Origin of the sequence: Pseudohalocynthiibacter sp. F2068 (assembly GCF_023015645.1) — a bacterium.
Lineage (GTDB): Bacteria > Pseudomonadota > Alphaproteobacteria > Rhodobacterales > Rhodobacteraceae > Pseudohalocynthiibacter > Pseudohalocynthiibacter aestuariivivens.
Genome location: NZ_JALKAK010000011.1, coordinates 31,628 through 54,836 on the forward strand (window position 1 = coordinate 31,628; position 23,209 = coordinate 54,836).

General features: G+C 53.5%; 20 protein-coding genes. 7 read left to right on the forward strand and 13 right to left on the reverse strand.

Annotated features, from left to right (window positions below; translation table 11 throughout):
* The first annotated feature begins 49 nt into the window (after positions 1-49).
* Positions 50-1,234, forward strand: coding sequence for a hypothetical protein (locus tag MWU63_RS13605; protein ID WP_247078336.1), 1,185 nt, complete (start codon positions 50-52; stop codon positions 1,232-1,234).
* Here the strand turns inward: MWU63_RS13605 and MWU63_RS13610 are convergent.
* Together MWU63_RS13610 and MWU63_RS13615 are read right to left on the reverse strand one after the other, a co-directional pair.
* The gene (locus MWU63_RS13610; protein WP_213890544.1) at positions 1,231-2,682 is read right to left on the reverse strand and encodes a cobyric acid synthase; all 1,452 of its coding nucleotides are present in this window, start codon (positions 2,680-2,682) and stop codon (positions 1,231-1,233) included. The genes MWU63_RS13605 and MWU63_RS13610 overlap by 4 nt on opposite strands.
* Positions 2,683-2,919: 237 nt before the next feature.
* Positions 2,920-3,234, reverse strand: coding sequence for a DUF6280 family protein (locus MWU63_RS13615; RefSeq protein ID WP_213890545.1), 315 nt, complete (start codon positions 3,232-3,234; stop codon positions 2,920-2,922).
* 218 nt (positions 3,235-3,452) lie between these two features.
* Between MWU63_RS13615 and efp the strand changes: the two genes are divergently transcribed.
* Complete coding sequence (gene efp, locus MWU63_RS13620) at positions 3,453-4,016, forward strand: elongation factor P (RefSeq protein WP_247078338.1); 564 nt, start codon at positions 3,453-3,455, stop codon at positions 4,014-4,016.
* Positions 4,017-4,110: 94 nt separating this feature from the next.
* Here the strand turns inward: efp and nadC are convergent, their stop codons facing one another.
* The 4 genes from nadC to MWU63_RS13640 all read right to left on the reverse strand — a co-directional run bounded on the left by nadC (position 4,111) and on the right by MWU63_RS13640 (position 8,532).
* On the reverse strand, positions 4,111-4,965 hold the full coding sequence (nadC, locus tag MWU63_RS13625) for a carboxylating nicotinate-nucleotide diphosphorylase (RefSeq protein WP_247078340.1): 855 nt from the start codon (positions 4,963-4,965) through the stop codon (positions 4,111-4,113).
* Positions 4,949-6,538 carry an L-aspartate oxidase gene (locus tag MWU63_RS13630; protein WP_247078342.1) on the reverse strand — a complete coding sequence of 530 codons (1,590 nt, stop codon included), beginning with the start codon at positions 6,536-6,538 and terminating at the stop codon, positions 4,949-4,951. The genes nadC and MWU63_RS13630 overlap by 17 nt, the downstream gene beginning before the upstream one ends.
* Before the next feature lie 12 nt (positions 6,539-6,550).
* On the reverse strand, positions 6,551-7,600 hold the full coding sequence (gene nadA / locus MWU63_RS13635; RefSeq protein ID WP_247078344.1) for a quinolinate synthase NadA: 1,050 nt from the start codon (positions 7,598-7,600) through the stop codon (positions 6,551-6,553).
* 182 nt (positions 7,601-7,782) lie between these two features.
* The gene (locus MWU63_RS13640) at positions 7,783-8,532 is read right to left on the reverse strand and encodes a folate-binding protein (RefSeq protein ID WP_247078346.1); all 750 of its coding nucleotides are present in this window, start codon (positions 8,530-8,532) and stop codon (positions 7,783-7,785) included.
* 57 nt (positions 8,533-8,589) lie between these two features.
* On the opposite strand from MWU63_RS13640, the gene MWU63_RS13645 reads away from it, so the two are divergent.
* The gene (locus MWU63_RS13645) at positions 8,590-9,273 is read left to right on the forward strand and encodes a TIGR04283 family arsenosugar biosynthesis glycosyltransferase (RefSeq protein WP_213890550.1); all 684 of its coding nucleotides are present in this window, start codon (positions 8,590-8,592) and stop codon (positions 9,271-9,273) included.
* Between the two features lie 16 nt (positions 9,274-9,289).
* Here the strand turns inward: MWU63_RS13645 and MWU63_RS13650 are convergent, their stop codons facing one another.
* Positions 9,290-11,071: an ABC transporter ATP-binding protein gene (locus MWU63_RS13650; RefSeq protein WP_348646238.1), complete on the reverse strand. Its 1,782-nt coding sequence runs from the start codon at positions 11,069-11,071 to the stop codon at positions 9,290-9,292.
* Between the two features lie 132 nt (positions 11,072-11,203).
* On the opposite strand from MWU63_RS13650, the gene MWU63_RS13655 reads away from it, so the two are divergent.
* Positions 11,204-12,403 carry an aminotransferase class V-fold PLP-dependent enzyme gene (locus MWU63_RS13655; protein ID WP_213890551.1) on the forward strand — a complete coding sequence of 400 codons (1,200 nt, stop codon included), beginning with the start codon at positions 11,204-11,206 and terminating at the stop codon, positions 12,401-12,403.
* A 3-nt stretch (positions 12,404-12,406) separates the two neighbouring features.
* On the opposite strand, the gene MWU63_RS13660 is transcribed toward MWU63_RS13655, so the two are convergent.
* On the reverse strand, positions 12,407-12,574 hold the full coding sequence (locus MWU63_RS13660; RefSeq protein WP_213890552.1) for a hypothetical protein: 168 nt from the start codon (positions 12,572-12,574) through the stop codon (positions 12,407-12,409).
* A gap of 67 nt (positions 12,575-12,641) precedes the next feature.
* On the reverse strand, positions 12,642-13,748 hold the full coding sequence (locus MWU63_RS13665; protein WP_247078348.1) for a pyridoxal phosphate-dependent aminotransferase: 1,107 nt from the start codon (positions 13,746-13,748) through the stop codon (positions 12,642-12,644).
* A 97-nt stretch (positions 13,749-13,845) separates the two neighbouring features.
* Between MWU63_RS13665 and MWU63_RS13670 the strand changes: the two genes are divergently transcribed.
* Positions 13,846-14,007 (forward strand): Tat pathway signal protein, encoded by a 162-nt coding sequence (locus MWU63_RS13670; protein ID WP_213890554.1) that lies wholly within the window; start codon positions 13,846-13,848, stop codon positions 14,005-14,007.
* A gap of 62 nt (positions 14,008-14,069) precedes the next feature.
* Here the strand turns inward: MWU63_RS13670 and MWU63_RS13675 are convergent, their stop codons facing one another.
* The 3 genes from MWU63_RS13675 to MWU63_RS13685 all read right to left on the reverse strand — a co-directional run bounded on the left by MWU63_RS13675 (position 14,070) and on the right by MWU63_RS13685 (position 18,619).
* Positions 14,070-16,991 carry a valine--tRNA ligase gene (locus MWU63_RS13675; protein ID WP_247078356.1) on the reverse strand — a complete coding sequence of 974 codons (2,922 nt, stop codon included), beginning with the start codon at positions 16,989-16,991 and terminating at the stop codon, positions 14,070-14,072.
* Between the two features lie 123 nt (positions 16,992-17,114).
* A complete protein-coding gene (locus tag MWU63_RS13680) occupies positions 17,115-17,732 on the reverse strand; it encodes an HD domain-containing protein (protein ID WP_247078358.1) in 618 nt (205 codons plus the stop codon).
* A 2-nt stretch (positions 17,733-17,734) separates the two neighbouring features.
* Positions 17,735-18,619 carry a phytanoyl-CoA dioxygenase family protein gene (locus MWU63_RS13685; protein WP_247078360.1) on the reverse strand — a complete coding sequence of 295 codons (885 nt, stop codon included), beginning with the start codon at positions 18,617-18,619 and terminating at the stop codon, positions 17,735-17,737.
* Positions 18,620-18,780: 161 nt separating this feature from the next.
* Between MWU63_RS13685 and MWU63_RS13690 the strand changes: the two genes are divergently transcribed.
* On the forward strand, positions 18,781-21,078 hold the full coding sequence (locus MWU63_RS13690; RefSeq protein ID WP_247078362.1) for a xanthine dehydrogenase family protein molybdopterin-binding subunit: 2,298 nt from the start codon (positions 18,781-18,783) through the stop codon (positions 21,076-21,078).
* Positions 21,065-22,171 carry a DUF2235 domain-containing protein gene (locus tag MWU63_RS13695; RefSeq protein ID WP_247078364.1) on the forward strand — a complete coding sequence of 369 codons (1,107 nt, stop codon included), beginning with the start codon at positions 21,065-21,067 and terminating at the stop codon, positions 22,169-22,171. The genes MWU63_RS13690 and MWU63_RS13695 overlap by 14 nt, the downstream gene beginning before the upstream one ends.
* Positions 22,172-22,252: 81 nt before the next feature.
* Here MWU63_RS13695 and metF read toward each other — a convergent pair whose 3' ends face one another.
* Positions 22,253-23,119 (reverse strand): methylenetetrahydrofolate reductase [NAD(P)H], encoded by an 867-nt coding sequence (gene metF, locus MWU63_RS13700; protein WP_247078366.1) that lies wholly within the window; start codon positions 23,117-23,119, stop codon positions 22,253-22,255.
* Between the last annotated feature and the right edge of the window lie 90 nt (positions 23,120-23,209).

Sequence of the window (23,209 nt, forward strand, 5' to 3'; positions counted from 1 at the left end):
AAGCTTCACCTGAGGCTACAATCCAAGCGAGGCGTAAGCGGGAAAACCCATGTCAGATCCAGTAACGAATGCTGAAATTGAGGATGTACTTTCCTCTATACGCAGACTTGTAAGCGAAGAAGTTAAGCCTGCGCCGCAGGCCGAAACTGATGCTTTTAGCCAAAAACGCAAAGAACGTGTCCGCAGCAAGCTTGTGCTGACACCGGCTTTTCGGGTGAGTTCAGAAGATAAGTCAGAAGACGATTCTGCTGAAAAAGCGCCAGAAGAAGTGACCGAAGATTCAGGCGCTGAAGTCTCCGAAGATCGTTCTGAAGACAATACAGAGGACGAAACGGTAGAGAATCAGAATCCAGAAAATGTCAGCGAGGATGAACAATCTGAGGAAATGCAGAGCGAATCTGACGATCAGGTTGAAGCCGATGAAGACACAGAGACTGTAGACGAAGCCCTGCAAGAAACAGAAGCAGAGCAAAGCGAAGATCACACTCAAGAAGTCCACGCTGAAGACGCTGCCGAAGAAGTTGAGGCTGAGGACGCTGCCGTAGAAGCCGAAGCTGAGGACGTTTCCGAAGAAGTCGAGGCCGAGAGCGATACCGAAGAAGCTGAGTCCGAAGCCGAGCAGGATTCTGAAGACACCGCTGTTGCTGCCTTGGTCGCCGAAGACAACGCAGAAGCGCAAGAGGAACCAGAAACGGTTGAAGAATGGGTCGATGCAGAACCTGATGCAGCCGAAATCGTATTCGACCGGGATGCGCTGAGCGCGCTTGAAATGACGATAGCCGAGCTAGAGGCGGCTGTTGGTGGACAGGCTGACGAATGGGAGCCAGATGGTTCGGAACCTGACGAAGAAACCCCGGATGAAGTTCCAGGAATAGCAGCGCGTCTTGTAAACGCGACACCAGAAGATTCGCGCGACGTTAAAGATGAACTTGCTGACGTATCTGAAAACGCAGAGGCACCTGAAAACACTGAGGATTCTGAACAAGACACGGCCGCCGATGAGTCAGAATTTTACGAAGATGATACTCTGAACGAGGAAGCAATGATCGCCGAAAAAGAAGGTTTCTTTGACGAAGAAGATTCTGTCATCGACGAAGAGGCGCTTCGGGATTTGGTCAGCGAAATTGTTCGTCAGGAACTACAGGGCTCGCTCGGGGAACGCATTACACGGAATGTGCGCAAACTGGTACGCCGCGAAATCCACCGCGCGATGGCTGCGCGCGATTTCGACTAAACATCTCTGGCAAGAGCGTACAGCATATCAAGGTCTAGATGGCTTTCCAGATGGTTGGCCAGTGCGTCCAGCGTTGTTTCTACATCAGCGTCGTAAGAAGTATTACCCGCCTCGGCACCAAGTTCGCTCAGGAATGCTGATCGAAAACTGTCAGAGCTGAACAAACCATGCAGATAGCACCCACGCACACGGCCATTTGCGCTGGCTGCCCCTTCTGTGCGTCCGGAAAGGCCTAACCATCCATTTTCGCAGTCCGGGCCTTCTGTGCTTCCAATATGGATTTCATAGCCTTCAATCTTGTCGCCCGTCGTCAGATAAGTCGCTTCGGTCAATGCCAGTCTCTTTTCAGGTTTCATTACGGTCACGACGTCTAGCAACCCAAGGCCAGCATATCGCCCGGCACGTCCTTCGAGACCATCTTCGTCAATGATTTCACGCCCGAGCATTTGGTAGCCGCCACAAATTCCAAGCACATGGCCGCCGCGGCGCACATGTGCCTTGAGGTCAATATCCCATCCTTGTGCACGAAAAAAATCAAGATCAGCGATCGTCGACTTTGAACCGGGGATCAGGATCAGGTCCGCATCTCCTGGCAGTGCACGACCTGCTTCAATCATATCAATGCTGAGGTTTTGTTCCATCGACAACGGGTCGAGATCATCGAAGTTTGCAATGCGCGACAAGCGCGGCACCGCAACCTTGAATGCACCTTTTTCAGTCGATCTGATATCCATCACATCTTCGGCGGGCAGGCGTGAGGCACCCTCGAACCACGGTAAAATGCCGAGCGAAGACCAGTGCGTCCGGCGAATGATTTCGGCCAGCCCATCGTCAAACAAGCTGACATCGCCACGAAACTTGTTGATAAGGAACGCCACAATCCGATCTCGGTCGTCCGCTGGTAAAACTGTGTGGGTCCCGACGATCTGCGCAATGACGCCGCCTCTGTCTATGTCCCCAACCAGCACCACTGGCACATCTGCGGCTTCAGCAAATCCCATATTGGCGATGTCGCCCTTCCGAAGATTGATTTCTGCCGGGCTTCCCGCACCTTCAATCAAGACCAGATCAGCCTCGGCGGCTAACCTGCCAAAGCTTTCAAGTGTTGCGGGTAGAAGGTCATGCTTCACTTTTGCATAGTCACGTGCACGCAGTGTAGACAGGCGCTGACCGCGCAAAATAATCTGAGCGCCAGTTTCGCTTTCCGGCTTTAGTAAAACCGGGTTCATATCTGTGTGGGGCGGCACGCCAGCTGCCAGCGCCTGAAGTGCCTGAGCCCTGCCGATTTCCCCGCCATCAGACGTAACGGCGGCATTGTTCGACATGTTTTGCGGTTTGAATGGGCGCACTTTTAACCCACGCAACGAATAGGCACGCGCCAAGCCAGCAACGATCATCGATTTCCCGACGTTTGATCCAGCCCCCTGAATCATGATTGCTTTGGCCATTTGCGCGACTCCTCCTCATCGTTTCTTACAAGCGACGTTAGTGAGGGGAAAGAGGTGAGTGGTCTGCATTGCGCCGGCACCACGGGCTCTTAATCAAGCAGACGAGGTTTTAGGTATTAAATCACCCTCTGGAAATGCTTCAGAGAGGTGCGAGCAGCCAGATTTAAAGGTGGCGCCCATGCAAACGAAAAACGCGCCCTGAAATGGGCGCGTCATTCTCAATCAGTCAGAAATGTATTAGGCAGCTTCGGCTTGTTGACTGCGACGTTCACTTTCTTCGCGCGATAGCGCAACAGAGGTGCGAACACCTTTCGAAACAAAATCCATCAACCCGTCGACAACGCGTTCGTTCGGGTCAATCCCGGCACATGACAGAACTTCGCGTCCGTCGCGTGACCGTGCCCAACGTGCAATTTGCTCGGGGCCGTTACCATATTTCTTGTCATCTGCAATGGCATCATCCAGTGCAGCCAGAACCACCGCCGCAAAAAGTTTCTTTGCGCGGTTGCCCTGTTCGTGGTTGAAAGCTGTGCCGTCAACGAAATCAAGCATCTCGTCGTCCTTTTTATTCTTGCTCTTGCATTTTGTGGCGTAGCGTTGAATACGACGAAAACACTGCGATTCGGTATCCCAATTTCGGAATGTCAGCCATGCACTCACTGCATAGCTTTCTCTGCAGCATACCTTATCTCGTCGTCTTGCAAGCTAACTACCACCAATATATAGGTGCTGCCCAACTCGGATCAAGATTTTCTCAAGGTTTAAACGATATGCCAAAGATCAACGGTAACGAAATTCGTCCAGGCAATGTACTGGAACACAACGATGGTCTCTGGGCGGCTGTAAAGGTGGACCATGTGAAACCCGGTAAGGGTGGCGCGTTTGCTCAAGTTGAAATGAAGAACCTGCGTAATGGGTCCAAACTTAACGAACGTTTCCGTTCTGCCGACAAAGTTGAGCGCGTCCGGCTTGAGCAGAAAGATCAGACTTTCCTCTATGAAAATGACGGTATGCTGGTGTTTATGGATTCCGAAACCTATGAGCAGATCGAACTACCCGCCGATATTCTGGGGGAACGCCGCCCATTCCTGCAGGACGGTATGATTGCAGTTATCGAATACCACGAAGACGAAGCGCTAAGCGCAACATTACCGCAAAAGGTAACCTGTAAAATTGTCGAGACGGAGCCCGTCGTAAAAGGCCAGACAGCGGCCAATAGTTTCAAGCCAGCAATTCTGGACAACGGTGTCAAAGTCATGGTGCCACCTTTCGTGGGTCAGGACGAAGATATCATCGTGAACACCGAGACAATGGAATATGCTGAAAGAGCCTGATTTTTGGTTCTGGATTCCGGTAAAATGTGAAATAAAAAGGGCGCCAAGAGCGCCTTTTTTTTGCCCCTCATCACAATAAATCGCCAAGCGGCCTTTAAAAATCCAAACCCAGATCCAGTGTTTGGGCAGAGTGGGTTAGCGCACCGGAAGAAATGTAATCAACGCCTGTCGCGGCAACTTCTGCAATCCGGTCAAGCGTCATGTTGCCCGACGCCTCAGTAGTCAGTTGATCACCAACCATATTGACGGCCTGCGCCAGGGTTGGCGTATCCATATTATCCAGCAACACCACATCCGCACCTTTTGTTGACAACACGTCCTCAAGCTGGCTGAGAGTGTCCACTTCGATCTCTACGCGCATCATATGCGATGCGACTGTTCTGGCACGCTCTAACACGGCTTTGACGCCGCCAGCCGCTGCGATGTGATTGTCTTTTATCAGGATCGCGTCACTTAGCCCAAAGCGATGGTTAAAACCGCCACCGTGCAGCACGGCTTGCTTTTCGACAATTCTGAGGCCCGGTGTCGTTTTGCGGGTGCAGGTTACGCGCGTTTTTGTGCCCTTGGTTTCTGCAACAAATCGGGCGGTTAAGCTTGCAATACCTGACAAGCGACCTGCAAAATTAAGTGCAACGCGTTCAGCCATTAAAATTGATGCGGCCTTGCCGCTGATTGTCATCAGCGTATCACCGGGGTCGCAAGCGCTGCCATCCGAAAGCTTGGTTTCTATCTGCAAGGTCGGATCAACGAGACGAAACGCGATTGAGGAGAGCTGCATCCCAGACACGATACCCGAGGCACGGGCATTGATCCGGGCTTGATACTCTGTGTCTTCAGGTATGACAGACCTGGTGGTGACGTCGCCGTATTGCCCCAAATCCTCGGTAAGGGCATTTCGGACCAGAGGCTCAAGTATAAGGTCCGGGAGGGTGCTATACGCTATGGTCATTGTGCTTCCTCAAAATTTTCGTTCGGACTTTCATCGCCTGTTCCAGTGTCATGTGGCTTCGATGCGCCATATCGGGCTTCGCATCGGGAAAATCGTCCCGGAAATGTCCGCCTCGCGATTCCTTTCTCAAGAGTGCGGCCGCAGCGATTAGCGTTGCGGTCGCTGTCATGTTTAGAAACGGGTCGCAGTCTTTATCAGTTGCTTCCAGAGCAGCAATATCCAGCAGGGCCTTCTTCAATCCCGCAGCATTGCGCACGACGCCAACATTATCTGTCATTGTTTTACGTAGTTTGGCGACCAGTTCCGGTTTTGGGGCAGTCCCGCCAGTTTTAAATTTCACCGAGATTGCGTCAGCGGCTTTTGCAGGTTCCACGCTTAAGCTGCCAACAATGCTTTCCGCGCAACTGCGCGCGTAAACCAGTGCTTCTAGCAACCCGTTTGATGCCAACCTGTTCGCACCGTGCAAACCTGTCGAGCTTGCCTCACCACAGACCCATAGGTTCCCAAGGCTCGCGCGCCCGTCTGCTGCCGTATCGATACCACCCATATGGTAGTGTGCGGCCGCTGCGACAGGAATAGGCTCTGTCACAGGGTCAATCCCTGCGTCCTCGCAATATTTGGCGACGGCCGGGTACTCCTCAATAATTTTCGTACCTATCGCATCGCGCGTATCCAGCATCGGCCGCATTCCGGCTTGGGTCTGTGCAAAGATCGCGCGTGCAACGATGTCGCGCGGGGCAAGTTCAGCGTCAGGGTGAACATCAAGCATAAACCGCTTACCGTCTTTGTTGATGAGCGTGGCACCAGCCCCACGCAGCGCTTCGGTCGCAAGCGGTGCCGGGTCTTTACCCACGTCTAGAGCGGTCGGATGAAACTGAACGAATTCTGTGTCGGCCATCATTGCACCGGCGCGTGCAGCAAAGCCAATAACCTGCCCTCTGATGCGTGGCGGATTGGTCGTGAGCGCGAAAAGCCCACCAGAGCCACCACCGGCAAGCAGATAGGCCAACCCGGAAATGAGAACAGGTCTGGAGGCGTCTTTTGACGAACTCTGTATCCAGATCCCTCTGACATTACCGTCTCTCACCTCTAAGCGGGTGGCTAGCGCACCTTCCATCACCTGAACCGATGGCGTCTGCTCCACCTCTGCAATCAGCGCTTCCATGATCTCACGGCCCGCCTGATCGCCGTGGACGCGTACAACACGGGCAAAGCTGTGGGCGGCTTCGCGTGACAGAACATATCCACCGTCTTCATCGCGATCAAACGGCGTTCCAAGCCGGGTAAGTGCTGCGATATGCGCACGTGCCTCCTCCGTCACCTGACGCGCGACACGGGCGTCTACTGTCCCGGCACCCGCTTTAACGGTGTCCTCCGCGTGCAGGGCTGCCGTGTCACCTTTGCCCATCGCCGCAGCAACACCACCCTGTGCCCAGGCAGAGCTTGCGCCTTCACCCAAAGTTTCGGGCGAGATCATCAAGACCGGGCGTGGGGTCAGTTTCAGCGCTGCGTAAAGCGCACCGAGACCCGCACCGACGATGATAATCCGGTTGGTGTGGATTGGCGGAGTCACAATCTGTGCCGCCTACTTCACGAGCGATTTGCTGAGGTCAATCATGCGTTCAACCGCTAACCGTGCTTTTGCAGCGATTTCAGGGTCGACGACCACCTCGTGCTCCATATTGTAGAGCGACCAGAGGATTTTCTCGAGCGTGATCTTTTTCATGAAAGGGCACATATTGCAGGGCTTGGCGAACTCAACCTCTGGCAACTCATCCGAAATATTGGCTGCCATGGAGCATTCGGTAACCAGCATTGCCTTTGCGGGTTTGTTTTTGTGAATCCAGTCAACGATGCCGCTGGTCGAACCCGTGAAATCCGCCTCTGCAACAACAGAAGGGGTGCATTCAGGGTGCGCAATGACTATGGTATCTGGTTCAAACTCGCGGTAAGCGCGGATGTCCTCGGCTGTATAAAGTTCATGAACGATGCAGCTACCAGCCCACCAGACAATGTTTTTTGTGCTTAGCGCGGCGACGTTCTGTGCCAAAAACTGATCTGGCGTCATGATTACAGTGTCGCCTTCCATTGCCTCGACGATCTGCAATGCGTTGGCAGACGTGCAGCAAATATCAGAGGCGGCTTTCACCTCGGCCGTGGTATTTACATACGAAACAACCGGTGCACCGGGGTATTTCGCGCGCATCTCTGCAACACCTTCGGCGGTGATGGATTCTGCCAGCGAACAGCCCGCCTTTAAATCAGGGATAAGTACTTTCTTGGACGGGTTCAGGATTTTTGAGGTTTCTGCCATGAAATGCACGCCGCATTGCACGATCACGTCGTTTTCGACCTCGGTTGCCTTGATCGCCAATTGCAGGCTGTCACCCACGAAATCCGCAACGCCGTGGTAAATTTCCGGCGTCATGTAGTTATGCGCCAGAATGACAGCGTTACGCTCTTTCTTTAGGCGGTTAATTTCGATCACGTAAGGAGCAAAGATCGCCCAATCCGCGGGTGAAATGACACGATCAGTCGTCTCGTAAATGTCTTTTGTTGCCTCAGCTTTTTCAAGGGAAGGCGCCAAGTCGAAATGCTTTGAGAGTGTTTCCCGTACTGATTCTATATCCAACACTGAGGTTTCTCCAAATTAAGAATGAAACGGTGTTTATACGTTCGTTAACGGGAATGCTATGCAGTTATACACAGGGCCTGTTTTTGCCGTCTTGAGTTCGCGCAAGTCGATTGTTTTACATCGTTTCGATTGATCAGGAACCGTGTTTTACACCAGTTTTCCACATCTGAACGGGGGAAATCTCAGGGATAAGTCACCGTTGCATCGCCCGCCAGCATGTTTCCTTTGGCGCGGTCAAATCGCAAAAAGGCAATTGCGCGGTCTCCTGACTGGCTGAAAATGGTTCCTGCGGGTTTGCCGTCAGCCAAAATAGATGTGCCAACCGGTGCGCTTCCCTTTAGCGTTACAGTTGTTAGCCCTTTACGTAGTTCCGTTTTATGTTTCATCCGCGCTGCGATTTCCTGACCGACATAGCACCCTTTACGGAAATCGACACCGTTCAGACGCTCAAAGCCAGCCTCAAGTACGAATGTATCAGGAGTAAGCTCTATTCCCGTTTCAGGAATGCAATGGGCAACGCGGATCGCAACCCAATCAATCTCTGGTGTGTCGCCGGGTGCGTCAGCGTAATGCCGCCATCCCAGTGCGGCATGGCGCGGATCGGGTAAAGCGCCGTCAGGCGGTGTTCCCAGCCCCCGGGAAACATGCAGAGCCGAAGGCGTGATCGTGACTTGGGCGCGCAAGCGGTACATTGTCAGCCGGCGGATCAGGTCATCAGCCAGAGAGGCGTCAACATCGAGGATGATTGCATCACCTCGCTCGAGCAAAAAGAAATCAGCAAGGTACTTGCCTTGCGGCGTCAACAAAGCTGCATAGACAAGCCCGGAAGAAAGCTTCTCAACGTCATTGGTTACAAGCCCTTGCAGAAAATGAACCCGATCCGGGCCAGAGATTTCAAAGAGTTTACGGTTTTGTGCAGCTTCGCCAGTCATTTTCCAGTCCCCATTCGCATAGGATGTAATATAGGAAGCTCAGGATAAGGAAAGCAGATGCGTGCACCAATAAGTCTTGTAATTCCGACGCTGAATGCCGAACCAGTGCTTGGTGTGACACTTGCGTCACTGATTGAAGGGATTTCAGCGGGACTCATCCGTGAGCTCGTGGTGACCGATGGGGGCTCGTCAGATGAAACCTTGCTCATCGCCCGTGAAGCGGGTGCCGAGATCATTAAAGGAGCGGCGGGGCGCGGCGGGCAGTTGCGTCGTGGTGCCGACGCGGCCAAAGGTGAGTGGTTGCTGTTTTTGCATGCGGACACCCAGCTTTCCGCCGGGTGGTCAGAGATTGTCCAAGAACATATAAAGGCGCACACCGGACCAGCCTCTTTCCAGTTGCAGTTTGATACAACGGGTGTGATGGCGTGGTTTGTTGCGGGATGGGCCAATTTCCGAACACGGTTTTTTGGATTGCCGTATGGCGATCAGGCGCTTCTGATCAGGCGCGAAGATTATGACGCCGTTGGCGGCTATCTTGATATCCCTCTCATGGAAGACGTGGCTCTTGTCCGTGCTTTGCCACAGCGGGTCAGAATCTTGCCAGCGACGGCCAAAACCGGAGCGTCGCGTTACAAGGCCGAGGGGTGGTTGCGGCGTGGTGCGCGCAACCTAATTGTTTTGACCCGATATTTCCTCGGTGTAGACCCCGAAAAATTATCGCAATCTTACAACCGCCGTTAGGAACATCCGGACGTCTTTAGTTGGTTTCAGATTTCACTTGCAATGCATAGAGGTCAGCATAAATGCCGCCACGATCTAAAAGCTCATTATGTGTGCCTTCGTCAACAACACGACCACTATCCATTACAACGATCTTGTCCGCGGATTGAATGGTTGAAAGGCGATGCGCAATCACCAATGTGGTGCGCCCCTTGCTTAAACGGTCAAGTGCTTCCTGAACAGCGGCTTCGGAATGTGCATCCAGTGCCGATGTTGCCTCATCCAGCAACAAGACAGGCGTATCACGTAGCAACGCCCGTGCAATGGCAACGCGCTGGCGTTGACCGCCAGATAGGTTCGAACCGCGTGGTCCGGCGTGTGTTTCCAAACCTTCAGGTAGGTTAGACAGAAAATCAGAAACATGCGCAGCGTCGAGTGCGGTTTTAAGCGTATCTTCGGGTACGTTTTGTTGGCCAAGCAAAATGTTTTCACGGATTGTTTCGTCAAACAGCGGCGTTTCTTGCGAAACAACGGAAAAATGTGCGCGCAAATCGTCAAGGGTAAAACCGCTGATCGCCTGCCCACCAAGTGTAACCTGACCAGACTGTGGCTCCACCAGACGGGTCAGGACATTGAAGATGGTGCTTTTTCCGGCACCTGATGCGCCAATCAGCGCTGTTGTTTTTCCCGCTTCAGCGATGAAGCTCGCGCCATTCAATGCTGGCAGATCACCATAGGAAAGGTGGACATCTTCAAGGCGAAGTTCGGTATTGCCGGGCCTGATCTCTGCAGTTGAATGCGTTGGTTGCAGGATCGAAGGTTTTTCATCAAACAAACGATAGAGCCGTTCCAGGCTGGTTGCCGCGACTTGCCATGTTCCGGCAATACCGCCTAGCCTGCGCAACGGTTGAAAGGTCAGCGACATCGCTGTGAAAAAGCTCATGAACTGACCAACAGATTTTTCGCCGGAAATGATATCTGCGCCGCCAATAACGAGAACACAAAAGAAACCAAGCCCCGTGACAATATCAACCAAGGACGGGATCATTGCGCGGCTCGCTTCGGTTTTGACTGCGGCCAGAACGATCCTGTCAACGATCCTTTCAAATCGTTCCATCTGGTAGCTTTCCATCTGGTTCAGTTTGATCGGATTTATACCGTGAAAAACTTCATCCAGACGGGTGGATCTCAGGCTGGCCTGTTCGCGCATATGCTGTGTTTTGCGGCGGATGTATCGTTGCAAAATACCAACTGGCAGGATCAGCAAAGGTACCGAGATAACTGCAACCAAGGTCCACAACCAGTCTATCGAGAGTGCGACAGCAAACAGCCATGCAAGTGAGAAGAAATCGCGGCCAATGCCTGAAATTACAACGGCCCAGACACCCTGAACTGCCAATGTGTCGCCCTGCACCCGCTCCATCAACGCCCCGGGCGAGTTTTTGTGAAAGAACCCGCTGTCCAGACTAAGCAGGTGGCGTAACAATTCGGTTTGCATTTCGGTCGAAGATTTTTGCGACACGCGGGCAAGCACAGTTTTCTTGATCAGATCGGTAGAGCCGCGCACCGCAAACAGGCCAAAAATGATCCCCCCGATCCACCAGACCGCATCTGCATCTCCGCCAATAAAGACCACATCGAAAAGTGGCTCCAGCATCTTCGCGAGCAATGCAAGGGTGCTACCTTCGACAATCATTAGAAACAGCGCAAGCACCAGCCAGTACTTGTGCTTGACCAGATAATCCCGCCACAGCCGCGAAAATAACCGGCGTGAGGTGTAGGCCTGAGTGTCGGTGGATGTTTTGGGGGTAACGGTCACGGGCTGCCTGTTCTTCCGACCTTTGCCCAGAAGGTCTAGCCCGATCCGTCAAAGCACGCAAGCGAACAGGCCCAATTGACGATTGCTACCTTGGCACATAGGTCTTTGGAAACTGAATCTGGAATTTCAAAAATGACTCTCTCGAATGGACGCCATATTATTGCAGCTCCCGGCCCGTCTATTATGCCGGATCGTGTTTTACAGGCGATGCACCGTGCGGCGCCGAACATATATAGCGGCCCACTTTTAGAGATGGTGGATGGTTTGATTCCCGATCTGAAAACTCTTGCAGGGACCCACCACAAAGCAGCCATTTATATCGCCAATGGACATGGAGCTTGGGAGGCGGCGCTGGCCAACATAGTCGCCCCGGGGGATAAGGTTTTAGCGCCCGCCACGGGCAGGTTTGGCTTTGGCTGGGGCGAAGTTGCGAGCGCCTTGGGTGCCGAGGTGGAAATGATCGACTTTGGCAAATCAGACGCAATGAAGACTGATCAGATAGCCGAGGTGTTGCGGGCGGACAAGGCACATAAGATCAAGGCGGTTCTGGGTACCCATGTCGATACCTCCACATCGATCAAGAACGATATCCCAGCACTGCGTCGTGCGATCGACGCGGCGGGGCACCCTGCTTTGCTTATGGTCGATTGCATCGCGTCTATGGGATGCGACCGGTTTGAAATGGATGCATGGGGCGTCGATGTCGCCGTTACAGCCAGCCAAAAGGGGTTGATGACTCCACCGGGGTTGGGATTCGTCTTCTTTAATGAAAAAGCGGCGGAGAAACGCGCGAGCTTGCCCGCTGTTTCGCCATACTGGGATTGGGTGCCGCGCGCCAACCCGGAAATGTTTTATCAATATTTTCAGGGCACTGCGCCAACGCATCATCTTTTTGGGTTGCGCGAGGCGTTAACGATGATCCTGCATGAAGAGGGGTTAGAGGCTGTTTTGGATCGCCATGCCGTTTTGGCCCGCGCGGTCTGGGCAGCCTTTGACGTCTGGGCGCAATCAGGCCCGGCAAAAATGAACGTGAGCAATCCGGCAGAGCGAAGTAATGCCGTTACAGCGGTACACATCGGGGCGCCAGACGGCACCGCACTGCGGGACTACCTTTCTGGAAATCTTGGCGTGACGCTTGGAATTGGGTTGGGTATGGCCCCCCCGGGTGACCCAAGCTGGCACGGGTATTTCCGTGTCGGTCATATGGGGCATGTGAACGCGCATATGATTTTGGGAACACTTGGGGCGATTGAAGCTGGGATGAAACACCTTGGTATCGCTCACGGCGACGGGGGGCTCGCAGCTGCCGCAAAGATATGCAGTGGTAAGTGAGACTTAGCTGCCGAGGTTAATTCCGATATTCAGAAACGCAGAAAGTGTCAGAGCGGGAATCATCCCGTAGGCGGCCCAAATTGCGATCAGGGCTGAAAACAGAAAAACAAACAAGCTCACCAAAAATGGATTGGTGAAGTCTTCTACAGGTGTGACTGGTCTGTTGTGCATGACATGTCCGGGGCTGGCTAACGTAAGTCTACTGCACCCGGGAATATTTTTCAAAGTCACGATCGTGTTAGCCACGCGCCTCTGTCAGTGCCTTTGGCAAAAAAGCCTCAAAAGCGTCCAAATCATCCGGCCTGCCTGCGGATACACGGATGCACCTGTCTTGGGGTGCCACAAAGGGCATGCGCACGAAAATACCTTGTGAAACAAGCGCGCTTAATACGCGTTTTGCAAAGGTGCCGTCCTGACCACAATCGATTGCAACAAAGTTGGTGGCAGAGGGCAGGGCAGCCAAACCGTTTTGGGCTGCAATCTGGCTTATGCGTTCGCGTCCGTCTGCGACGTTGCGGCATGTCTGTTCAAGGTAAGCCTGATCTGCCAGCGCCGCCAATGCACCCGCCTGGGCTGCGCGGTTCATGCCAAAATGATTGCGAACCTTGTTGAAGGCCGCAATGATCTCTGGTGATCCAACGGCATACCCAACGCGCGCACCTGCCATTCCGTAAGCCTTTGAAAAGGTGCGCATACGGATCACTCTGCTGTCCGCCACATCCCATGCAGGTGCAACACCATCTTCCGCAAGCTCGACATAGGCTTCGTCCAGCACCAGCAAACTGCCTGCGGGGACCCTTTCAATCGCGCTTTGGATGGTTTTGGCGCTATGCCAACTGCCCATCGGGTTGTCCGGATTGGCAAGATAGATCAACTTGGCCCCAACCTCTGCGGCTCTTGCAACCAACGCTTCCGGGTCTTCATGATCACCCCTGTAGGGAACGGTCACCAGCGCACCGCCAAAGCCAGCCACATGATAGTTGAACGTTGGATAAGCACCTTCAGACGTAACAACCATGTCACCGGGTCCGACAAACAGCCGGACAAGATAGCCGAGCAATCCGTCAATGCCTTCACCCACCATGATGCATTCAGAAGGAATCCCGTGGTGTGCGGCAAGGGCCGCACGCAAGTCATAACTTTCCGGATCTGCATACATCCAGATTTCGGACGCCGCGCGTTCCATAGCCTTGATTGCGCTGGGCGAGGGGCCAAAAACATTTTCATTCGCGCCTAGCCGGGCGGCAAAGGTGCTGCCACGCGCGCGCTCCTGTGTTTCAGGGCCAACAAACGGCACTGTTGCTGGAAGGCTGGCGGCAAGCGGGGTTAGGCGTTTTTCTGTCATACGTGACGTAAACGTAAATATTGTGCTTGGGCAAGGGGTTGAAACGCGGTGAACAGCTGTTATTTGAGAATCGTTCGCAAATAAGGAACGATATCACATGAAGCTTTCACGGCGTAGCTTTTTGGTCAGTACCGCAGCAGCGGGTGCTATCCGCACACTTCCAACGCTTGCGACCCGTACGGGTGGTCGGCGCATTCTTACGCTGGTCTATGACAAATCCCTTGGGATGATGCGCGCAGTCGAGCGTCTGGTTCCCTAAAGGCACTGTTTTCAGCCAACTGCCATGCTGGTCCAGAAAACAGCCCCCAATTTAAACTCGAATTAAGCCAGTTCTGCCAATCGTTCCAAAGCGGCATTGAGCTTTTCAACCTCTTCTTCGCCCTGTGCCAGACGCGTGCGGCTTTCGTTCACCACCTCTTCGGGCGCTGACGCAACGAATTTCGGGTTGTTCAGACGCCCCTTAAGACCGCCAAGTTCCTTGGCCAGTTTTTCGAGCGATTTTTCGAGCCGCGCCTTTTCCTCACCCACATCAATGATATCGGCAAGCGGCAGCGCAAAGACCCCGCCATCAACTGCGATGGTGATGCAGCCTTTGGGCAGATCAGCGCGTTCTGTCAGGCTGTCGATGCGCGCCATTTTCTCGATCAGCGCCTCGTTGCGCGCCCATGCCCCACGACCGAGGTCATCAAGCGCCTGCTGGATCATCGGAATTTTCAGGCCAGCCGGCACATGCATCTGCGCGCGGGCAGAGCGGATATCCTCAATGAGCCCGATCACCCAGTTCATTTCGCGGTCCGCGTTGGCGTCGACCAATTCTACGGCGGTGTATGTCGGCCAGTCTGCGTGAACCAGCATCTTGGCGCGGTTGCCGGAATTGCCCCAGAGTTCTTCGGTCACATACGGCATAATCGGGTGCAGCAGGATGTAACACTGGTCCAGCACCCAGCCCATGACGGCGCGGGTTTCTGTAAGGATTTCCTCGTCCTCGCTAAAGAACAGCGGCTTTGAAAGCTCGACATACCAGTCGCAGACCTTGCCCCAGACAAAGCTGTAAAGCGCGTTGGCGGCATCGTTGAACCTGTATGCAGACAGTGCAGCGTCCACCTCTTCACGCACCTTGGCGGTTTCACCGATGATCCAGCGGTTGACGGTTTGCTGAGCGGTTGGGATACCATCGGTCACTTCGCGTTCAAAAACACCGTTCATCTCGGCAAAGCGGCTGGCATTCCAAAGTTTGGTTCCAAAATTTCTATATCCAGCAATACGTTGCGTGGATAACTTAAGGTCGCGTCCCATTGCAGCCATCGCCGTTAGCGTAAAGCGCACGGCGTCTGCACCGTATTCGTCAATCAGTTCCAGCGGGTCGAGCACGTTGCCAAGCGATTTCGACATCTTCTTGCCCTTTTCGTCGCGCACCAGCGCATGGACATAGACGGTATCAAAGGGCTTTTGATCAACAACGGCATATTGCATCATCATCATCCGGGCGACCCAGAAGAAAATGATGTCAAAGCCGGTGATCAACACATTGGTTGGAAAGTATTTTTCGAGTTCGGGAGTTTGCTCGGGCCAGCCAAGTGTGCCGATAGGCCAGAGGCCGGACGAAAACCATGTGTCGAGGACGTCGGGGTCGCGTTTCAACGAATTTTTTATAAATTCCAACTTTTGCTCGACTGACATTTCCTCGGGAAAAATGTCAGAAGATTGGTAACGCTGAAAAGCAGCGAGTGCCGCGTTATCTTCGTTGGCAGCACAATACAAATCAGTCGGATCATTTTGGTAGTCTGGCCCATACCAAACCGGAATCTGATGCCCCCACCAAAGCTGGCGGCTGATGCACCAGGGTTCGATATTTTCCAGCCAGTGGAAATACACCTTGCGGTCGCTTTCCGGCAGGATTGTTGTTTCACCGGAACGCACAGCATCTATCGCGGGCTGAACGATCTTGGCGGTATCAACGAACCACTGGTCGGTCAGCATCGGTTCGATCACGACTTTTGAGCGGTCGCCAAACGGTTGCATGATCGGCTTGTTCTCGATATGTGGAACGGCCTCGCCCTCGTCATTCGTGACCATCACGGCCAGCCCTTCAGCGGTGATGTCTGCGACAACGCGCTTGCGCGCCTCGAACCGGTCAAGGCCACGGTATTCGTCGGGCACAAGGTTCATTGCCGCGATTTTACCTTCGTCAAAACCCTCTTCACCGCGCGCGATCCGTTGGGCAATGGCCGCTTCATCCGCATAAGGTTGCCCATCGGCCCGCATGTGGCCTTTGGTGTCCATCAGCGAATACATCGGGATGTTGCCGCGCTTGGCGACCTCGTAGTCGTTAAAGTCATGCGCGCCGGTGATCTTCACCGCACCTGAGCCAAAGTCCGGGTCCGGGTATTCATCGGTGATGATCGGGATCAGGCGGCGGTGTTCTTTAGGCCCAACCGGAATTTCGCAAAGTTTTCCGATAATTGGCGTGTAACGTTCATCTGATGGATGAACTGCAACCGCTCCATCCCCAAGCATTGTTTCAGGGCGCGTTGTTGCGATAGAGATATAGTCACGCTTTTCTTCCAGTGTGATATTCCCGTCTTCGTCCTTTTCGACGTAGGTATAGGTCTCGCCCCCTGCCAGCGGGTATTTGAAGTGCCACATGTGGCCCGCGACTTCGATGTTTTCGACCTCAAGATCCGAAATCGCCGTTTCAAAATGCGGGTCCCAGTTGACCAGTCGCTTGCCGCGATAGATCAGTTTGTCATTGTACATCTGCACAAAGACTTTAAGCACCGCGTCATGGAACCCTTCGTCCATGGTAAACCGGTTACGGGACCAGTCGCAGGACGCGCCAAGGCGTTTTAGCTGGTTGATGATCGTGTCGCCGGATTCTTCTTTCCATTCCCAGACTTTTTTCAGAAAGGCATCGCGACCCATTTCGCTGCGTGATGGCTGTTGGGTTTCCGCCAGTTTGCGTTCCACAACCATTTGCGTCGCGATACCCGCGTGGTCCTGACCCGGTTGCCAAAGCGTGTCGAACCCCCGCATACGGTGCCAGCGCACCAGAATGTCCTGCAGCGTGTTGTTGAACGCGTGCCCCATGTGCAGGCTACCCGTCACATTGGGCGGCGGAATCATGATGCAGAAGGTTTCGGGCCGGGAGGCATTCGCCCCTGCCTCAAAGGCGCCTTCGTTTTCCCATTTTGCATAAAGCCGGGGTTCGGCCTCGGCTGCGTCAAAGGTTTTTTCCATGGCCATGGGGGTCTGGTTCCGCTCTCAATTCAGATTTCGCTCTGCCTTATCGAATGTACCCAGAAAGGGCAACAGAGAGCAGCGCCCTGAACCGAGCGCGCAGAAATTGAATTCGAGTATTTTATGCTCTTATGCGCGTTCCGCAGCGCGCTTGGCGTTTTGCATGGGTTCACGCACGTCCGGGCGAATGACATCAGGATCATAGGGTTTACGCGCAAAAACTTCCCGTACCATCGGGGCAAAGAATTCGATCGGTAGCGTGTCATATTCCGGATCAAAGCTTGATTGATCCCAGCGTTCGCAGAAATCAGCACAATCATTGAAATAAGGGTGCGCTTTATAGGTGTCGCGCTTGTCAGGGTTTCCGCCAACGTGCTGCCCATAATAAAGCATCTGGAAATCACCGTGTTTTTCGACCACCCAGGCGCATTGTTCCCGCACGAATGGCCGCAGGATGGTCGCGGCGTATTCATCGTGGTTATACGGCGCGTAGATGTCGCCAATGTCATGCAGCAACGCCGATACCACCCAATCCACATCGGCCCCATCGCGCCACGCACGTGTCGCGGATTGCACCGAATGACCTAATCGGGTGATTTTGTATCCTGAAAGCCCTTCGTCCAGTTCAACAAGTGCTTTCAAAAGCCGGTCAGCGGTACCTTTTGTGTACTCAACCTCATGTTCAGTCAGGAAGTCATAGTCTTCCTTGTCGCCGTCTTTCATCTGGGTGAACTTGACCTTATCCATCTTTATGCTTCCTTGTCATAGACGAGTTCTCGGGCGGCCCCGGCGGCCTGCGCCTTGTTTTGCTGAACCCGGATGTTTTCATAAGTCGCGAGGTCTTTTGCTGAAAAGTAGCCGCTCGGTGGATCATAGTGAAGGAAATTCCCCAGCGTGTCGGTGCCGCGCACCGGAATCGCAAAATCCTTTTCGCCAGATTCGAGCGCAACGTCGGGCGTCACATATCTGATCACCGCTCCGATCCTGCGATCATCCGACGAATTTGGGCCGGATCCGTGGATCATAAGCCCATGATGCAGGCTCATCTGACCAGGTTGGAGCTCGATCGAGACTTTGTCTTCTTCCGCAACATCAACCTGAATTTCCTGACCACGGCTTAGCAGGTTGTTGTCGTCAAAGGTGTCTGCGTGCGGAAGGATTGGGTTTTTATGGCTTGCCCGCACAAAATCCATGCAGCCTGACGCGCGCGTTGCGGGGGACAACGCAATCCACGCCGTCACAAGCCCGTCGATTGCGCCTAGACCCCAATAGGTCAGGTCCTGATGCATGCTGACGACGTGCCTGGTGTGCGGCTCTTTGATGAAAAACTCGACAGCATACATAAGAATGTCTGGGCCCAGCACCCCTTCAACAACATCCAGAATAGCGGGATCTGCACCTATCTCGTAAGCCAGCGGTATCACACATTGCGCGTTAACCCGTTTGTAGCTGTTCAATGGTTTGGGCAGGCCGTTATCAAGCCAGGTATTTTCCATCTGTTCGAGTTTTGTGCGCCAATGCGTTGCGCGTTCAGAAGATATGGCCTGAATGGGAGTCAGGAAACCATTGTCATGGTAACTTTGGATCGCGTCAGATGTCAGACTTCCGTTTGCGAGTTTGATAGGCTTTTGCATGGCACCCTCCTCAGCAGTAATACCTAACGCTCAGACGAATCGCTCTGTACTGTCTTTTCTGTTTCCGACAACGGGTCGCATTTGGTCTTTTTGTTGTGCGCGGCACTGGACACCGGGCGCGCGGGTATTAGTTTCATTCCATAAAGTGCATTGAGGGCAGTATGGAAAAATTTGGAAAGAGCCAGCCGGTCAAACGGGTGGAAGATGTGCGGTTTCTGACCGGTCATGGACGCTATGTTGATGACATAACTCCCGAAGGCGCGCTGTTTGCCTATGTTTTTCGCTCGCCCGTTGCGCATGCTGATATATTGTTGCTTGGTTTAGAAGCCGCACGTGGCAGCGAAGGTGTACACCTTGTTTTGGATGCCGCAGCTTTGGAAGACGCAGGTGTCGATATTTCGATGGCCGCGATGACGGTTAAGAACCGCGACGGAAGCGATGGTGCGGCCCCCATGCGCCCAATAATGGCAAAAGACCGTGTGCGATTTGTGGGTGAGCCAATTGCGATGGTTATTGCTGACACCTTGGATCAGGCGCGGGATGCGGCAGAACTAATCGAATTTGACTATAAAGAACGACCGGCCCATGTCGCGCTATCGGTTGGAGGTGAAGAGCTTCATTCGGAAGCCCCCAATAATCTCGCGTTTGACTGGGCAAAAGGCGATGAAGAAGCCTGCGACGCAACCTTTGCCAGCGCGGCTCATCACGTTCGTTTCAACGTGGTCGACAACCGAATTATTGTGAGCTCGATGGAGCCGCGAGGCTGTTTTGCAGAGTGGGACGGAAAGCGCTTGCATCTGGCGGTAAACGGTCAGGGGGTCTGGGGGCAAAAGAAAAATTTGGCAAGTGCGCTGGCGCTTGAACCCGAGGCTGTGCGTGTTACCAACCCGGATGTTGGCGGTGCCTTTGGCATGAAGGCGATGAATTATCCGGAGTATGCAGTGGTTGCACAGGCCGCGCGCGCAACTGGGCGACCAGTGCGATGGATGTCGGACCGTAGTGAAGCCTTTCAAAGCGACAATAGTGGGCGCGATCTGGTTTCGCTTTGCGAGTTGGCATTTGATGAAACACACAGGATAACGGCGTATCGTGTAACGACGACTTGCAATCTTGGTGCCTATAACTCGCAGTTTGCACAACCTATTCAAACCGAACTTTTTTCCAAAGTCCTGATGGGCACCTATGACGTACAAACCGCTTTTATGTCGGTGAAAGGGATTTATACGAATACCACCCAGGTAGATGCCTATCGCGGGGCTGGCAGACCGGAAGCTATCTATGCGCTTGAACGGACCATGGACCACGCCGCACGCGTGCTGGGGGTTGATCCGTGGGCGTTGCGTCGGAAAAACTTTATTAAACCAGAACAATTTCCGTATGTGTCTGCGACAGGTGAAACTTACGATGTAGGCGATTTTCATCATGTGCTTGGCAGGTCTGACCAAGAGGCTGATGTCGGGGGCTTCGCTAAGCGAAAAGCTGAAAGTGAATCTCGGGGGATGCTTCGGGGAATTGGGCTTTGCTACTATATTGAATCTATTCTGGGTGATCCGTCCGAGGGTGCGAAAGTCAGTTTTAATGATGATGGGACCGTCTCTATCTTTGTCGGGACCCAGTCAAACGGGCAGGGGCACGAAACAGTCTATGCCCAGTTCCTAAGCGATCAGACAGGTATACCGGCCAAAATGATCCATGTTATTCAGGGCGATAGCGATCTTATAGAAAATGGCGGGGGGACTGGTGGGTCGCGCTCCGTTACTGTTCAGACCAATGCAACCCTGTTGACTGTCGAGAAGATGATTGCCGCTTTCACGCCATTTGTGGCTGAAAAGCTTGCTGTGGAAGAAGACACTCTCGGGTTCGACGATACCGTGTTCCGAACCGAGGCGTCCAACCAGACACCAAGCTTGCTTGATGCCGTGGAATGGGCGCGCGCCGCTGGTCGGGATGATTTGCTGGTTCATGAAAGCCGGGCGACGCTTCCTGCGCGCTCCTACCCGAATGGGTCTCATGTTGCTGAAGTTGAAATTGATCCGGATACGGGGGGCGTCCGTTTGGAGCGATACTCAGTCGTCGATGATTTTGGTAATCTGATCAACCCGATGCTTGCCGAAGGGCAGGTGCATGGCGGTGTGGCACAGGGGGTCGGTCAGGCATTGACTGAACAGGTCATCTACGACCAGCAAGGTCAGTTGCTTAGCGCGAGTTTCATGGACTACGCCATGCCACGTGCAGATGATTTACCGATGATAGGTTTTGCCACAGAAGCGGTCCCTTCAACTGCGAATGCGATGGGGATGAAAGGATGCGGTGAAGCTGGTACTGTCGGTGCTATAGCGGCCGTGGCAAATGCAGTTCAGGACGCGCTTTGGGCGAAAGGGGTGCATCAGGCAGATATGCCTTTCACGCCGCACCGGGTCTGGAAAATGCTAAACGAAAGCAACGATGCAGACACTTAAAACCATAGGCCGGTGGCTTGGTCTTTCACCTGGGGCCAGCCAGTCATTACCGGTTGTCACGCGGGGCAGGGTAGACCACGTTGTTATCCTGGACGGAACCTTGTCTACCTTGCGCGACGATTGCGAAACGAACGCCGGGTTGACCTACAAGTTGCTTTCCGAAGTTTCGTCCACTGCCCGTCTGTCTTTACGATACGAAGCGGGCGTTCAGTGGCAGCAATGGCGTCACACAATGGATGTGATTCAGGGGGTCGGCATTAACCGGCAAATCCGTCGCGCCTATGGATTTCTGTCATCTCGCTACCGCCCGGGAGACCGGATTTTTCTATTTGGGTATTCGCGTGGCGCATATGCGGTTAGGTCTCTGGCCGGAGTTATTGATAAGGTTGGTCTGCTGCGAAGCGATTGCGCAACTGAACGAAACATTCGTCAGGCCTACCGCCATTACGAGTTGGATACCGTCGGCTCTGCCGCAGAGGCGTTTGCGCAAGCTTATTGCCACAAAGACGTCGAGATAGAGATGGTCGGCGTATGGGATACGGTCAAGGCGCTGGGCCTGCGCCTGCCTCTCGTCTGGAAACTCTATGAAACCCGCCATGCGTTTCATAACCACCACCTTGGCCACACGATCCGCAATGGCTATCAGGCTCTCGCTATTGACGAAACCCGCGAAGCCTTTGCACCGGAGATCTGGAAATGCCCAAGTGACTGGTCCGGCCAAATGGAGCAAGTTTGGTTTCGCGGTGCGCATGGTGACGTAGGTGGTCAGATTGGCACGCACCATGCGTCACGGTCGCTTTCGAATATTTCGTTGATCTGGATGCTCGAGAAAGCAGAAGGATGCGGATTGGCATTGCCAGAAAATTGGCGTGCGCGCCTTTTGGTGGATCCGGACGCCCCAGCCGTTGGAACCTTCAAAGGGTGGGGTAAACTCTTCATTGCGCGCAAGGCGCGCGTAATCGGTGCCGATCCTTCAGAATCTGTTCATGAAACGGCCAAAGATCACAAGCTCGCCGTGAAGTACCAACTTCCTGTAAACAAAAGCATTTCTAATAGAGAGGAACATGCCACGGCAAAGGATGTAGCCCGGTAAGTTGCGTTTCTTGGGGTTGCCCTTTTGCCGTTTTTTAGAAACAAGTCCATGTCGCTTTGCGGTTGGTGCCTAACGGTTTGTCTAGGCAACTTTTTGCAAGCTCAGTTTAGGTTGAATTCCAAGCGCGTGACACACTTCGCGTGTGAGTTGCGGCCGGTTCAGCGTATAGAAATGCAAGTCATTAACACCTTCATCAATCAAATCACTGCAAAGTTCTGTGCACAATGCAGTTGAAAGAAGGTCTTCGCGGCCATCGCGTTTTGCTTTCTGAAATGCATCGTCCAACCACGCAGGCACCACCGTACCACAGCGTTTTGCGAATTTCTTCGCGCCCGCCCAGTTGTCGATCGGTAGAATTCCGGGAATTATTGGTGCTGTGATACCGGCTCTCGTGCATTCGTCCCGGAACCGTAGAAAGGTTTCAGCTTCAAAGAAAAACTGTGTAATCGCCGCACAGGCCCCGGCCTCAAACTTGCGCTTCAGCCAATCAATATCCTGCGCACGATTGCTGGCTTCAGGGTGGCTCTCGGGATATGCGCCAACGCGGATGTTGAAACACCCTGTATCGGCCAGCGCCTCTATCAGTTCGCAGCTATCAGCAAAACCATCGGGCGTGGGTGTGAAACGCTCAACACCTTTTGGCGGGTCGCCCCGCAAGGCAACGATATCGGTCACCCCGGCAGCAGCATATTGATCCGCAATCGCCAGCGTTTCAGTGCGTGTTGCATCAACGCAGGTCAGATGCGCAGCAACGTTTAGACCATAATTGTTGTGAATGGTACTTACAGCTTCGTGGGTTAGGTCACGCGTGGTACCCCCAGCGCCATAAGTAACCGAGACAAAATCTGGTGAAAGCGGTGCCAGAACCTGTACTGTATCCCAAAGGCGAAAAGAGGCCTCCAATGTTTGTGGCGGGAAGAATTCAAACGAAATATTGGGCGTGTTCATCGCAAACTGATCCTGTCTATGGGTTGCAGGTCTTTTGCCACTTCGTTATTCATGAGGCAAATTCATAATATTCAACATCAATATGAGGAT

Excerpts from the sequence above, each read along its gene's own strand:
- nadC (WP_247078340.1), bottom strand. The coding sequence starts at position 4,965 with ATGACCATAGCGTATAGCACCCTCCCGGACCTTATACTTGAGCCTCTG.
- MWU63_RS13610 (WP_213890544.1), bottom strand. The coding sequence starts at position 2,682 with ATGGCCAAAGCAATCATGATTCAGGGGGCTGGATCAAACGTCGGGAAA.
- MWU63_RS13640 (WP_247078346.1), bottom strand. The coding sequence starts at position 8,532 with ATGACTGGCGAAGCTGCACAAAACCGTAAACTCTTTGAAATCTCTGGC.
- MWU63_RS13690 (WP_247078362.1), top strand. The coding sequence starts at position 18,781 with ATGGAAAAATTTGGAAAGAGCCAGCCGGTCAAACGGGTGGAAGATGTG.
- MWU63_RS13665 (WP_247078348.1), bottom strand. The coding sequence starts at position 13,748 with ATGACAGAAAAACGCCTAACCCCGCTTGCCGCCAGCCTTCCAGCAACA.
- MWU63_RS13655 (WP_213890551.1), top strand. The coding sequence starts at position 11,204 with ATGACTCTCTCGAATGGACGCCATATTATTGCAGCTCCCGGCCCGTCT.
- MWU63_RS13695 (WP_247078364.1), top strand. The coding sequence starts at position 21,065 with ATGCAGACACTTAAAACCATAGGCCGGTGGCTTGGTCTTTCACCTGGG.
- MWU63_RS13605 (WP_247078336.1), top strand. The coding sequence starts at position 50 with ATGTCAGATCCAGTAACGAATGCTGAAATTGAGGATGTACTTTCCTCT.
- MWU63_RS13675 (WP_247078356.1), bottom strand. The coding sequence starts at position 16,991 with ATGGCCATGGAAAAAACCTTTGACGCAGCCGAGGCCGAACCCCGGCTT.
- MWU63_RS13685 (WP_247078360.1), bottom strand. The coding sequence starts at position 18,619 with ATGCAAAAGCCTATCAAACTCGCAAACGGAAGTCTGACATCTGACGCG.
- MWU63_RS13680 (WP_247078358.1), bottom strand. The coding sequence starts at position 17,732 with ATGGATAAGGTCAAGTTCACCCAGATGAAAGACGGCGACAAGGAAGAC.
- MWU63_RS13615 (WP_213890545.1), bottom strand. The coding sequence starts at position 3,234 with ATGCTTGATTTCGTTGACGGCACAGCTTTCAACCACGAACAGGGCAAC.
- MWU63_RS13670 (WP_213890554.1), top strand. The coding sequence starts at position 13,846 with ATGAAGCTTTCACGGCGTAGCTTTTTGGTCAGTACCGCAGCAGCGGGT.
- MWU63_RS13660 (WP_213890552.1), bottom strand. The coding sequence starts at position 12,574 with ATGCACAACAGACCAGTCACACCTGTAGAAGACTTCACCAATCCATTT.
- efp (WP_247078338.1), top strand. The coding sequence starts at position 3,453 with ATGCCAAAGATCAACGGTAACGAAATTCGTCCAGGCAATGTACTGGAA.
- metF (WP_247078366.1), bottom strand. The coding sequence starts at position 23,119 with ATGAACACGCCCAATATTTCGTTTGAATTCTTCCCGCCACAAACATTG.
- MWU63_RS13645 (WP_213890550.1), top strand. The coding sequence starts at position 8,590 with ATGCGTGCACCAATAAGTCTTGTAATTCCGACGCTGAATGCCGAACCA.